At 31.4% G+C, this 14,711-nt stretch carries 9 protein-coding genes; 8 read left to right on the top strand and 1 reads right to left on the bottom strand.

Annotation, left to right across the window (positions count from 1 at the left end):
* The first annotated feature begins 60 nt into the window (after window positions 1-60).
* Entirely contained in the window at window positions 61-2,631 is a 2,571-nt protein-coding gene (locus P695_RS05830; RefSeq protein WP_051437303.1) for a DNA translocase FtsK, read from the top strand.
* A 28-nt stretch (window positions 2,632-2,659) separates the two neighbouring features.
* Here the strand turns inward: P695_RS05830 and P695_RS0101405 are convergent, their stop codons facing one another.
* Window positions 2,660-3,160: a hypothetical protein gene (locus P695_RS0101405; RefSeq protein ID WP_104207559.1), complete on the bottom strand. Its 501-nt coding sequence runs from the start codon at window positions 3,158-3,160 to the stop codon at window positions 2,660-2,662.
* Window positions 3,161-3,485: 325 nt separating this feature from the next.
* Between P695_RS0101405 and oppB the strand changes: the two genes are divergently transcribed.
* The 7 genes from oppB (at window position 3,486) to uvrC (ending at window position 14,710) form a co-directional block, all read left to right on the top strand.
* Complete coding sequence (gene oppB / locus P695_RS0101400; protein WP_051437301.1) at window positions 3,486-4,844, top strand: oligopeptide ABC transporter permease OppB; 1,359 nt, start codon at window positions 3,486-3,488, stop codon at window positions 4,842-4,844.
* A 15-nt stretch (window positions 4,845-4,859) separates the two neighbouring features.
* Entirely contained in the window at window positions 4,860-5,858 is a 999-nt protein-coding gene (oppC, locus tag P695_RS0101395) for an oligopeptide ABC transporter permease OppC (RefSeq protein ID WP_028126523.1), read from the top strand.
* Between the two features lie 15 nt (window positions 5,859-5,873).
* Window positions 5,874-7,433: an ABC transporter ATP-binding protein gene (locus P695_RS0101390; RefSeq protein WP_028126522.1), complete on the top strand. Its 1,560-nt coding sequence runs from the start codon at window positions 5,874-5,876 to the stop codon at window positions 7,431-7,433.
* A gap of 1 nt (window position 7,434) precedes the next feature.
* Window positions 7,435-9,282 carry an ATP-binding cassette domain-containing protein gene (locus tag P695_RS06385; RefSeq protein ID WP_028126521.1) on the top strand — a complete coding sequence of 616 codons (1,848 nt, stop codon included), beginning with the start codon at window positions 7,435-7,437 and terminating at the stop codon, window positions 9,280-9,282.
* 15 nt (window positions 9,283-9,297) lie between these two features.
* Window positions 9,298-12,087 (top strand): oligopeptide ABC transporter substrate-binding protein OppA, encoded by a 2,790-nt coding sequence (oppA, locus tag P695_RS0101380; protein WP_028126520.1) that lies wholly within the window; start codon window positions 9,298-9,300, stop codon window positions 12,085-12,087.
* A 97-nt stretch (window positions 12,088-12,184) separates the two neighbouring features.
* Window positions 12,185-12,925: a hypothetical protein gene (locus P695_RS0101375; RefSeq protein ID WP_028126519.1), complete on the top strand. Its 741-nt coding sequence runs from the start codon at window positions 12,185-12,187 to the stop codon at window positions 12,923-12,925.
* Window positions 12,926-12,943: 18 nt separating this feature from the next.
* The gene (uvrC, locus tag P695_RS0101370; protein ID WP_028126518.1) at window positions 12,944-14,710 is read left to right on the top strand and encodes an excinuclease ABC subunit UvrC; all 1,767 of its coding nucleotides are present in this window, start codon (window positions 12,944-12,946) and stop codon (window positions 14,708-14,710) included.
* Window position 14,711: the final 1 nt, after the last annotated feature.

The following is a 14,711-nucleotide window of genomic DNA, read 5'->3' as shown; positions in this document are numbered from 1 at the left end:
ATTAGTTTCCTTTTTTTAACTGAAATATTGTAAAATTATATATGTAAAACTAGGAGAGAAATGAACAATAATAATGAAAAAAAAGAAAACCATTTAGAAACAGCTGAAGAGATTATTGCTAATCACGACTTCAATGATGACAAAACGGTTGCCTTTCAAACACATAAGAAAAAATATAAAAAAGATTCCATCGCTTGGATAGTTACTGGGCTAATCTTATTTTTCTTCACCTTCTTTTCTCTCGGAAGAATTACAGTTGTTGGACAATTTTTTGATGATGTGTTTTTTAATTTAATTTTTGGTTGATTTAAATTTCCAGTTTATTTAATTTTAATTATTCTTGATATTTGTATTTATTCTGGAATTCGTTTTAAATTTAAAAAACGTTTTCTTGTGATGGTGGCAGTGACCACTTCCTTATTATGTTTATTTGTTTCACTTTCATTAATGACTGCAGTTTATGATCAACAAATAGCAGTTGGGTCACCTGGAAAAACCTACACCATTGATAGTCTTTGACAAAAAGATATGTTAGCTAAAATGTTTGGAATTTATTGAGAACAATGAAAAGATAGTTCAATTTTTTCTGCTCATTACGGAATTGATAAAATGGAATTTTTTATTTCAGCACATGGTTATGTCAATTTGTTTAGTGGTGGGGGAGTTTTAGGAACTTTACTAGCTGGAATTCTGGGTTATTTATCAATTCCTTTTGCTTTCATTTTGACAATCTTTGGTTTATTTTTAAATATGGTGTGAATTTTTACAGGGGATGCTTTTTTCTTTTTTAAACCCAAAGCAAAAAGAAAAGGCAAAGCCTTGCGTGTACTTTCATTAAAATCACAAAAAAATCCGAATGCTAAAAAGAAAAAAGAAGATGAACAAAAACAGGGTCATTGAAAAACTTTAAATGTTTTTGACCCACAGAATACAGAAGAAATTACTGATGCTGATGTGACAATTAAATTACCATCATTTAATGAAGAAACAATTAAATTACGTTTAGATGATATGGACAACAACATTCAACTCAATGATCATTTAGATGCTAATTTAGATCACTTAGAGCCATTGTCCAATGAAAAACAACCCCAAAAAGAAATCAATGACCAAACCCCATTCATGTTCCAATCACGTAGAAAAAAAGAACTTCCTCCTAGCGAACAAGCTGTAATTGATGTGGTAGATAATGAAGCAAATTTTCATTATGGTGATTTAGACCCAAATGAAGCAAGAAAACTTTTTGCTCGAGAATCTAACTTGACTCCCTTTGGTCCAAAACCAGTAACACAAAAAGTTGAAAAAACTCATGACCCAAAAGTTGTGGAAAAAAACGCCAACAAAGTTGTTGAAAATAATGAGATCAAAGTTGAAGAACCAATTGTCGACGATATCATAACTGAAGATACAATTGATAGTGACACAGCTTTCTTTAATCATTTATATGACGAAGAAGAACGAGAAAATGAGTGCAATAAACCATATCAATTGCCACCAATCACCTTGTTAAATACGATTGCTGAAGATGTGTCTAATGATTATGAAAATAAAGAAAGTGCTGTACTCAAAGCTCGTGCAATTGATGGCGTTTTTGAACAATTTAAGATCAAAGCCAAAGTCATTAATACAATTATTGGACCAACTGTTACTAAATTTGAAATTCAGCCAGAACCAGGAACTAAAGTCAATAGCATGACTAGTTTAGAAAACGATTTCAAGTTAGCATTAGCAACTCAAAATATTCGTATTGAAGCACCAATCCAAGGTAAAAATTTAGTTGGTATCGAAATTGCTAATGCTAAATTTAACATGGTTTCAATGCGTGAGATTATGCAATCAATCCCGAAAACTAACGATGCTAAATTAACTTTTGTGTTAGGAAAAAATGTTTTAGGAAAACCACTGGTGGCCGAGTTAAACAAAATGCCCCACTTGTTAATTGCTGGATCAACTGGGTCTGGAAAATCAGTGATGATTAATTCCTTAATTATTTCCATTTTAATGCGTGCCACTCCTGATGAAGTTAAATTCTTAATGATTGACCCTAAAAAAATTGAATTATCACTTTACTCAAAAATTCCCCATATGATTGAACCTGTCATTTATGATGTTGAATCTGCGATTGGATCATTGGCAATGATTGTCCATGAAATGGAAGTGCGTTACCAAAAATTCCAAGATGCTAGTGTGAGAAACATTGAAGGGTTTAACCGTAAACAAATGAATGCCCAAGATAAATTGCCATTTATTGTCGTGATTATTGATGAGTTAGCCGATTTGATGACTAATTCTAACCGTAAAATAATTGAAGAATCAATCATGCGTATTGCTCAAATGGCACGTGCTGCTGGAATTCACTTAGTTCTCGCCACGCAAAGACCAAGTGTTGATGTCATTACTGGAACAATTAAAGTTAATATTCCGGCCCGTATTGCCTTTGCTGTGACAACTGGGGCTGATTCGCGAACAATTCTAGATGCCCAAGGTGCAGAAAAACTAATTGGTCGTGGTGATATGTTATTCATGTCACCAGGGACAAGTAACTTACTCCGTGCCCAAGGTGCTTATCTATCAGATGAAGAAATTGAAAATGTTGTTCATTTTGTTGAACAACAAAATCGAGAAAATTAAAAAATGCCTTGAATAAACAAGGCATTTTTTATAATAAACCAATTGTTAAACCAGTTGGTAAAGTTAATCATAAAGCTGTCAGGAAGATGATTTTTTTTCACATGATAATTTTTGCTTCTCAATCAGTCAAGGTTAATTGGTATCTTCTTCCTTTATGATTAAAATGTTTAGCAGCTTGGCGATTACGCACTCAACTTAACACCATAAAAGCAAAAACAAAAGCAACAAGAAAAGAACCGCTGACTCATCCAACTCCATGTCATCCGCCATGAATCCCGTTGATATTGATATTGTAATAAAGTGCTCAACCAATTAAAAAAGATAATCCTGTTGCGATTGTCGCAAAAATAATTGGTAAAACTCATCCTCATCAACGAAGTTTTTTGTTCTGTTGATACAAATAAACTTTAGTCGCTTGATCAGCACCTTCATAAGTTTGTTGAACAATGTCATCAACTTCTTGAGTATGAACTCTTTTTTGTGATTGGCGATAATCTTTTATTGTTTTTGTTGTTTGCTTTTTTTCCATATGTTTTCCTTTTTCTTTAAAATAATCATAAACTAGCTTAGCTTGGATAGCTATAAACAAAATTTTACTCTTTTATGAGTATTTTTAAATTAATATTTAAATTCTTAACTTAATGAAGATGGAGAAAAGTCTGGTGGATAATCTTTAACCACATTATTTTAATTATAATATGGTTTTGAAAATTTCATCAATTTTTTTTGAAATTTCTCCCCTTTTTTGTGGATATTTTGGAAATTTTTACAATATTTTTAAAACTTGTATTGTTTTTTATTTTAGTTAATGTTAGTTATATAAAAATATAGTTTTATATTTGGGAGGTTAAATTATGATTAAAAATTCTACAAATCCACAAGATGAGAATGGTTCTCAGTTAAATTCGAATAAACAAACTTTTAACATTTATTCAACAAATCTCATGCTTGAAGATGATCAATTAAACTACGGAAAACAATCCAAACTTCGTGAACTACATTATAAATATCAAGATTGAAATGCGAATGTGTATAAATTTTTAAGAGCTCATCCATTAATCGGATATTCAGGTAAGCGAATTTTATATGGGCTTTTAACATTGTTGATTGCTATTATCATTTTATTTTTATTAGTCAATGCTGTCACCGATGTCAATAATTATATGCCAAGTAATGTTGATAAATTAGGCTTGGGTTCACCAGGTGATGAACGGTACCAACGTTTCTTAGATGAACGAATGAAATTATTTGGGGTTTATGGTTCATGGTGAGATCGTTTATTAAATTATTTAAAAAACATCACCCCCTTTATTCCAAAAACAATTGTCACTGGAGTAACTATTACCTTTAATGGTGCTATTAATCCAGAAGTACCAGCAGTTCTTGTAGCTGATAATTTTACTGGATTAGCATCTGACATTGTTAATCTAACTGGAAAATCAATTGCAGAACTTGGTTTAACAACTACAACTAAAACTGTTTGAGTTTATTTAGGAGTTGTTTCTTCATCAAGTATTGGAACACCTGGAACTTCAGAAGTTATGACATTATTCTCAAATGCCATTCCTTATTCACTTGCATTTGGCTCTGTTGCTGTCATTATATCTTATTTGATTGGTGTGCCTTTAGGAATTCAGGCTGCTAAACGCAAAGGAAAACATTCAGATAATGCCATTAATGGAACTTCTATTTTATTCATTGCAGCTCCAGGAATTGTCATTATTATCGGAATTTATTTATTAAGTATTTCGGTCTTTGGGCATTCAGCAATGTTTAATTCTGGATCATTTTGAACTAAATTTTGACCAGTGGTTGCTTTAGTAGCTATGATGGCACCACAAACCATTATCTTCACTAGACGATATGTTATTGATGAAATGACAGCTGATTACACCAAATTTGCTCTATCAAAAGGAATGGGCGAAGCTCGTGTTTATTACATTCACATTTTTAGAAATGCTGGAATTCGAATTTTACGTGTTTTCCCTCTTGATTTAGCTGTCACTTTGTTTGGGATTTCTATCCTAACAGAACAACAATGAGGAATTCCGGGTATGGGTTCATTTATTGTTAAATCAATTTCAGGAAATAAAGATTCATTTGTTATTCTAGGATATGTTTCATTTGCAGCATTTGTCCGTATCTTTGGATCATTGGTTTCGGACTTAATGATGGTTTGAATGGATCCACGTGTCACATTGACTAAAAATTAGAAAAGGAGAAATTTTATGAAAACAAAAGATAATACCAAATTTATCAATAATGACGTCGATATCAATAAAATTGATCCTGCTTTATTTAAAGTTGTTGGTGCTAAAAGTACCGAAAGTGAAGTTTTAAAATCAAAACCATATAGTTATTGAAAATCGGTTTTTAAACTATTAGTTAAATCTCCATCATTTATTGTGGCGATGACGATCTTAATTGTATTTATTATTTTAGCGATTGCAGTACCTTGAGGAAAAGATGCAACCCCACTAATTAAACCAAACATTGACGGAATTACTGGAGAACACACTTCAGGAAAACCACATTTACCAACTTGAGAGTTTCTTTTTGGTCTAGGAGTTCAAGGAGAAGATTTGTGACTTAAAATGTGAGCTGGAATGAGAACCACATTAGCATTTGCTTTTGTCATTGCATTTATTCAAATTTTTGTGGGAATTTTGATTGGATCAATTTGAGGATACTTTAGAAAAACCGACATCTTCTTTATTCAATTAACCAACCTTTTAACATTAGTTCCTTCATTAATTTTGCTCTTATTTGTAGTCTTTATGATGAAGGTTGGACTTGCCGCCATTATCATTGGGGTTTCGATTCAAGCATGAATTGCCATTGCCTCAACTGTGAGAGTCCAAATCATCTTAGTTAAAAATACAGATTATAATACTGCTTCTGTTTCATTAGGAAGTGGTTCTAGAAGAATTATTACCAAAAATATTATGCCTAAAATTCTCCCAGTTATTATTCAAGCCGGAACCTTTGCTGTTCCTAATGCCATCTCGATTGATGCCACATTATCATTTTTAGGTTTTGGTTTTACAGATGGGGTAAAAACAACTTCATTAGGAAAAATATTAAATGAAATTATGGCTAAAAGTACTTGAGAAGTGTACCCACACTTAATCATTATTCCACTTGTTTTAACAACAACTGTTTCCATTATATTCTTTGTTGTTGCTAAAGTATTTGCTGATTCATTAGACCCAAAAAACCACCGTTAGAAAAGGAGAAACATTATGGAAAACAAAAGAAAAATTCTTTCATTAAAAGATATTGTTGTAAAATTCAGAGTTCGTTCAAAGATGTTAACATCAATCCGTAACGTTTCTTTTGATATTTATGATGGCGAAATTTTAGCTATTGTTGGTGAATCTGGATCTGGGAAAAGTGTATTGACAAAAACACTAACCAACATGTTGGAATCAAATGGTTATATTGCCAATGGATCAATTATGTATTATCCAAATGAACAATCAAAAAGCGAAACTAATGCTTATTTCAAAACCGAAACTAACTTAATTAAATTTCACCGTGCAACAATTCCAAAAGACGCCAGAAGAAGTATTAAAACATACAATAAACATCGTTTAAAACATGCACACACTAAAATTGGCATTCTTAATAAACAAATTGAACAAGGAATTGATTTACAAAATAGTCAAGAAGAAATTGCTTTTTTAAATCGTGAGATTAATGGTGCATATCATGAATTAGCTTCATTCCGCCGTCTTTCATTGAGAACTAGAAATAAAGTAAGACCAATTATGAAGTTTTTCAAAACCCAAACAGATGTAAATCTTTTGGATGATCAACTTCTTGAAGGTGTTTTAAAACACCTTCAAAATGAAGATTATTTAACTGAATTTGAAACTCTATTACTAGAAATTTTAACCTCAATTAAAGCAGAAGAAAAAGTAGCAACTGAAGAAATTATCATGTTACAGGAATTTTGAGAATTTCAAAACCGTCCACCAATCAAAAATAAAATCAAAGCAACTCAAGATTTGAAAAAATTACGTGGTGGAACTATTGCTACAATTTTTCAAGACCCAATGACTTCGTTAAACCCATTATTAAGTGTTGGTCAACAAATTAGTGAGGTTATTCGAGTTCATCAAAATTTGAATTTTAATGATGCTAAAAAAGAAGCGATTAACTTAATGCAAAAAGTTGGCATTCCTGATGCTGAAAGACGTTATAAAGATATCCCAGGAAAATATTCTGGAGGAATGCGTCAACGTATTGTTATTGCAATTGCGTTAGCATGTAAACCAAAAATTCTCATTTGTGATGAACCCACAACTGCACTTGATGTGACTATTCAAGCACAAATTTTAGAATTAATTAAAGAAATTAAAGAAGAATATAAATTGACAGTGATTTTTATTACCCATGATTTAGGAGTGGTTGCAAACATTGCTGATCGAGTAGCTGTGATGTATTCTGGGCAAATTATTGAATATGGAACAGCTCATGATATTTTCTTTGATGCGCAACATCCATATACATGAGCCTTGCTTTGTTCATTGCCACAATTGGGGAATAAAGGTGAAGAATTATATTCAATTTCTGGAACTCCGCCTTCATTATTTAGTGATATTAAAGGGGACGCGTTTGCTCCTAGAAATGATTTTGCTTTAGCTTTAGATTATGAAATTGAACCACCAATGTTTGAAGTAAGTCCAACACATGGTGCTAAAACTTGATTATTGGATCCACGTGCACCAAAAGTCAAAAAACCAAAACAATTAAGTCGTTTGAATCAAGCAACGATTAATGCAAGGGTGGGTGATTAGTATGAAAACAAAAGCATTAAACCCAATTTTAGAAGTCCGTGATTTATTAATTGAATTTGGTCATGGACGTCGTAAAGTTAAGGCTGTAAAAGGTGTGAGTTTCGATGTTTATAAAGGTGAAACTTTTGGTTTAGTTGGTGAATCTGGATCAGGAAAAACAACGGTTGGTCGTGCTATTTTAGGAATTCAACCAATTTCTGATGGAACTATTTATTTTAACAACCAAATTGCTCATGGTAAACCACCAGACCTCAACCATTTAAATTTAAAAATTGCTCACAATATGAAAATTATGAAGTTAAATCAAAATACAACTTCTAATCGTCTAAATGATTATCTCCAAGAATTCAAACGTGTTTATCATAAATATATTGATTCAAAATACTATGATTTAAAAACTCAACAATTAAGAGAATATCCTGATGGAATTGATCGTAAAATTGCTGAAGGAGTCAATTTAAAAGGAACTAAAATTGTTTCAGTTAAAAAAGATGCTGATTTAAATTATGTTTCAGAAGCAATTAAGGATAATTTAAAACGTTTGTTAAAAATTATTCGTTTGCAAATGAAAACATTAAGATTTGCTGAAGAAATTGGTCAATATATTGAGATTGATGCCAGCTTAGAAAAAGCAGTCATTAAATACCAAAAAGAAACACACGAATTAATTTTGCAAGTGAAAGATTTAGAAAACAATATCTATCACAATTTAGAAAAAATGCAGGCAATTCGTGATCAAGTATTAAAAGGTAAATATAAATCTATTTCTAAATTTTTTAGTGATTTAGGGCAACAATTAGAATTAATTGTTCAAGACCATAAACAAATTTCTGAGTTATTGGATCAAGCAAGAACTAATCATCATTTCAATTTAGATTTATCATCAAGTGGCAGAGGGCGTCGTAAACATCTCAAAACGATTGAACGTCGAATTGTTTCTAATACTGCTAAACAAAAAATGGCATTAGTCGCTGAACTTGAAGAAATGAAAGTTTTATTACAATTGCCAGAAATTCAAACATCAATTAAAGAATCAAAAACTTTAACATTACCAAACAAAGCTAAAAAGCATGATTTAAAACAACAAATGCAAATGATTTTCCAAGACCCAGCCTCATCTTTAAATGATCGTATGGCTGTTGAACAAATTATTGCTGAAGGTTTGGAAAACTTTCCGCATCTTTATAAAAGTAAAGAAGCAATTGAAACATACTTACAATGAGTAAATCACGATAAACCAGAAGCAGAATGAATTGAACCAGAAGATGTCCAACCTAAAGCAGTGAAAAAGTTTTTAATTTTACAATTATTAACCACTGTCGGGATGCTTCCTGAACACCTCTCACGTTATCCACACGAATTTAGTGGGGGTCAACGTCAAAGAATTGGAATTGCTCGTGCACTCGTAATGAAACCGAGTTTCATTGTTGCTGATGAACCAATTTCAGCATTAGACGTTTCTATTCGTGCGCAAGTCATGAACTTATTGGCCAAATTTCAAAAAGAATTTGAATTAACTTATGTTTTCATTGCTCATGATTTAAGTGTTGTGCGATTTGTTTCAAGTCGAATTGCTGTCATTTATCGAGGAGATATTGTGGAATTAGCTGAAGCTGATGAATTGTTCGCCAATCCATTGCACCCATATACAAAATCTTTATTGAGTGCCATTCCATTGCCAAATCCAGAACAAGAAAAGAAAAAAATACATTTTAAATATGATCCAGCAACTGAACATGCTGATTACATTGTAGATTTCCCACAATGAGCAGAAGTTGCTAATGGACATTATGTTTATGCCAATGAACGCGAACTAAAAAAATATAAATCTATTTGTAAAAATAAATAAGAAGGGGGTCAAATTATGAAAAAATTACTTTCAGCAATAGCAGCAATCGGACTTGTTTCGTCGATGACGACAATGGTTGTGGCTTGTGGACCATTAACCAAAGAAAAGTTGTTAAAACGAACAGTTGATACTGAAATTTATCGTGCTATTTTTTCAAGTCCAATGACATCATGATCATCGGGAACTAGTATTGAAGCATCTGATTCTCAAATGATTACCCAAATGCAAGACACTTTGCTAACACCAAATGCTCACGATGAATGAGAAGGTAGTTTAGCAAGATGATGAGGACATGATAAAAATAAAACTGAATGATATTTTGATGTTCGTGATGAAGCCACATGAACTGGTCTAAAAAAGAATTCATGAACTGAATATGAAGAAAAAGGTCAAATTGGTGCTAAAGGAATTTTTGATGCTTTACGTTTTGTCATGAATAATTACAATCAATCACAAACACAGGCAATTTGATCTTCTATGGTTGCTGAAGGTGATGGGTTGTTAAAATTTATTGGACAATTAATTAAAGATTATCCAGAACAATTTGATAATAATCATATTGAGGATTCTACTGAAGGAATTCAAGCTCGTGCTGTACGAGCTGTAGATGCTGCTATCTTATATTACAACTTACAATATGGTTTATGATTAGATGCTAATGGTGGTGAAAATCGTCAAAAGGAATTTAATGAAGATGGAAGTAAAAATCCAGATCATGCTTTTGATTGAAGAAAACAATTTGGTAAATCTGTACGTACAGAAAAAGGACCATTAATTAATGAATCCACTAAGGACAAAATTATCGAGATTGCTAATTTGAATCAAGCTGATCATGACAAAGTAGTTAAGGAAAGTTTCACAAAAGGTGGAATTATTCGCGGAACTGCACTTGGTGAAAAAAGAAATGAAGCAATAATTGTAACTGCTGCCAAAAATGGTCAATCTGCAACTAGTAATAAGGAAGTTTACAACTTAACTGTTCGTTTGCAAAAACCAGCTCCTTATTTTGAGTCAATTGCCGGATTTGTGGCTTTTGCTCCAATGCCCCCAATAGCTGTTGATTACACTCAACCAAAACATTCTAGTTATAACTATGGTAATACTTGAGATAATGTTTGATCATCTGGGGCTTATCTTGTTGAAGAAAATGGTCCAAATACAGTTTTAAAATTTAAAACTAATCCATTTTATTTCAATAAAGACAAAACATATATTAAACAACAAATTTATTCATTTGTTTCAGGGATTGATGTTTCAAAACCAAGATTATTTTTTGAAGCAGGAGATGTTTCTGAAATGGCTGTCCAATCAACTGACTTAGCTGGATGAGAAAAATATGTTGGTCCAGATTTTGATAATCCTATTTTTACAGGTGCTCATGCAGTTCGTAAACCAAGTACTAGTTCATTCTTTACTGTTTATAATTATGCAAATCTTGGACCACAAGAAAATCAAATTCAAGATTCATCAGTGGCACTTGCTCAAAATTCAGTCAGAGCTTATCTTTCATATATGTTAGAACGTTCAGAATTAGCAAGATACTTTTCTGATGCGGCTGATGGTCCTAATAACAACAAGGATCAAGACGGAAAAATGATTTCTAAATATTTAAGAAATAGTTATACTTCTCCTGGCTTTTCATCATATATAGCTCAAGATGGAGAAATACATGATTATACTGAAAGTATGAACAAAGTTTATCTTGAAAAAATGAAAGAAATTTCAGCACCTCTTACAGATGCAAAGACAGATAATTTTGATAAACGTTATGCATTTAGTAACAATTTAAAAGATGGTTTTGATCCATTACGTCGTAATGATTTACTAGCTATCCAAGCACTGCAAAAAGATGCAACAGCTGGTGAAAACAAAGCAATTTATGATGAATTTATTGGCATTGTCAATCAACAAAACCAAGAAATTGATGCTGCTCCTACTGTAGAAGCTGCCAAAAACGCTAAATTATATACTAAATATGAACCACAAAAAATTAACATTTTCCAAAAAAGGGTCAGAGCTGATCTAAGAAAAGCTATTGATAAGGAATCTGTCACATTTAAATATTTAATGAGTGGAACCACCGCCACAACTGTCAATATAAATGTCGGAAATATGCTGGGATTATTTAACAAAGTTGCAGGCAACCCTATTCAAATTGAAAAAGTTGAATCAACTGATGTGGCTAATTTAACAACATTATTTAATAAAGGAAATTATGATATGGCAACCGTTGGTTGAACTCCTGACTACTCTGATACTTATAATTTTTTACACACAGTGACTTATGATGGTGACTATAATGCAAAACAACGTTTTACCAAAATTTTTGATAAAGAACAAAGTAATAATGATAAAAACACTAAATTAAAAGCCAATGATAAGTTAAAAGCTTCGGGAAAAGCAGCAGCTTTTGAAGATTTGAGAACTGCTCTTGAACAATTTACAAATGAAGTGGAAGGTACAGATTCGGTTGGAAAATATCCTGATCGTTTTGTAGAATTTGCCAAGGCAGAATATGATGGAATTTTAAAATCTAATTTAATTTTGCCATCACATACTAATGTCGGACCAACCATGATTTATCTTTCATATACTAATCCCTTTACAAGACCAGCGTTTCCAACTGGTTCTAGTCAATATCGTTTGTTTGGAGCTAAAATGGTTCCACAATTAATGACTCGTGAACAATTTGATGCAGAAAAGGCATTGTTCAATGATGATGTTAACAAACCTGCTAAATATTGAACACATTTATGAATTTATTCAGACAACTCAGGTAAAGAAGCTCAAGTACAAAAATCTTAAAAAATCATCTCCGGATGATTTTTTGTTTCAAGAAAGGTGTGAATAAATAATAAGAGTAAAAGTTTGAACTAAAGATTTGCTTGTTATAATAAGTGATATGGAACCAATCGACTTTTTAAAATTTAAAATTGATGAACAATTAATCAAAATCAGAACCCGCATTATTTATTCTTTTTTATTAATTTTAGCACCGACTTTACTTTTAATTGTTAATATTTTATCTTGAACTAATCAAATCATTGGTAACCCCTTATCATTAATTGTTTTGATATTTTTTGTGATTAGTGGCTTATTATTTTGAACTATCCAAACATTTGTAAAAAACATTATTGCTTACTTGATTTTGCAAAAAGTTGAACAACATGTGAGAGATCATGACTTTTCCAAGTTAGTGAGAACTAAAAGTTATTTCTTTGTTTTTAATGAATATTACAAAGAAATTAATTATAAAATTCAACAATTAATTGGTCATGATATTTTTTGCCACAGCAAAAACCGACAAACATTAAAATTTTTGAACATTAAATATGTGGTTTTTGATGTGTTGTTATTAGGTTTAATTGTTGGTTGTTTTATCGCCCAATGACAACTTAAAACAACCACATGGCATTGAGAATTAATCCTTTCCATCGTTGTTTTAGGTTTGTTTTTAATTGTTTTGTTGCCCTTTTTAATCATTCGCCAAATTGTTTTGAATTGACAAATTAAAAAGTATCAGGCAAATCAAATTGATGAATATACATATACTTTTAAATATAATTTTTTAATCATTAAAACAATGAAAGCTAAATTAGAAAAAATAATCCCTGAATCAGTTACTTGTTCATTGGATGAATAGTATAAAATAAATAATATGATAGATTTACAAAATAAAGTCCAAAATTTACCATCACAAGCTGGTTGCTATATTTATTTAAACAAAGCTGGTGATGTGATTTATGTTGGGAAAGCCAAAAATTTAAAAAAGCGTGTCAGTTCATATTTTAATCGTGTTCATAATATTAAAACCACGCGATTAGTACGTGAAATTGTGGATTTGAATTATTTCATTGTGACCAATGAAAAAGAAGCACTTTTACTAGAAGAAAACTTAATTAAAAAACACCATCCCAAATACAATATTTTATTAAATGATGATAAAGCATATCCCTACATTGTGATTACCAAAGAAAAAGACCCACAATACAAATATGTCAGAAAGTTTGATCCGAAATATTTAAAAAGTTATGGACCACTCCCACAAGGCACATCTGCTCGTAAAATTTTAAATTTATTAGAACAATCTTATCCGTTGCGAAGATGTAAAGGTGGTTTAGGCAAACCATGTTTTTACTTTTTAATTGGTCAATGTTCGGGTGCTTGTTTTCAAGAAGTTTATCCAAAATATTATCAAGAACAAATTAAAAAAATTGTGCAATTTTTTGCTGGTAATACCCAGACTTTACATCAAGATTTAATTAATAAAATGCATTTTGCTGCCAGCAATTTACAATTCGAACAAGCCCAAAGAATTAAAGATTTAATTAAATCTTTTGCATTTGTTGTTGCTGCAAATAGTGTCGAATTAAATGATACCAAAGATCGAGATGTGTTAAGTTTTGCTTTAAACAATGATCAAATTGTGATTACGATGTTGTTTTATCGTGCAGGTAAACTGTTGAATAAAGACCAAATTATTGATCAATATTATGAACAAGATTTGAATGAAATATTAGCCTTTTATTTGGCACAAATTTATCAAAAAAATATGTTGCCAAACCAATTAATTATTCCCGATCAACTAGATGTTAGTGATTTGCCAAGTGAACTGAAAAAGATTGCTACTTATCCAATTCATCCGATTGAAAAAAAGTTGATGCAAATTGCCATCAGTAATACTGAAGAATTTATGCGTGTCGCAAATTTACAAGGTCAAACATTAACTGACCAAGCCCAAGCAACAATTATCACCTTAGGAGAAATTTTAGGAATTCAAGACTATTTACATCATATTGAAATGTTTGACCTTTCCAATTTAGGTGATGAGTTTGTGACCGGAGCTTGTATTGTTTATAAAAATGGTCAACCAGATCGTCATAGCTTTCGTAAATACAATATTGATATTGCAGCTCAAGACGATTTACACCGTTTACAAAATCTTTTGTATCGTCGTTTTCAAAAAGCCCTTTTTGAAAAAAGAGCATTACCAAATTTAATTATTATTGATGGTGGAATTACACATGTGCATTTTGCCAAAGAAGTTTTACAATCTTTAAATTTGGCAACAATTCCTGTGATTGGGTTAGTCAAAGATGATCATCACAAAACCAATGCCTTAATTGATTTACAAGAACAAGTTGTTCCTTTAGACCGCAAAAGTCCACTTTATCATTTTTTAAGTGGGATGCAAATTAGGGTTGATGCTTATGCGAAAAGTGGTTTTCGCAAAAAACAAAATGCCCAATTCACAACCCAAGTTTTATTGCAAGTTGTTGGTTTAGGCACTAAAAAAATTCAAGAATTATATAAAGTTTATCCAACAATTTCAGAAATGAAAGCTTGTTCATTTGAAGAGTTGAATAAAGTGGTGAAAAATAGAGAAGCTACAAATAATCTCCTCCTTTTTCTAAAAAATAATGTATAAT

The sequence above is a fragment of the Williamsoniiplasma lucivorax ATCC 49196 genome, from assembly GCF_000518285.1.
Classification (GTDB): Bacteria; Bacillota_I; Bacilli_A; order Mycoplasmatales; family Mycoplasmataceae; genus Williamsoniiplasma; species Williamsoniiplasma lucivorax.
Note: the sequence above shows the minus strand (reverse complement) of the source record. Positions and strands in the feature narration are given on the sequence as shown.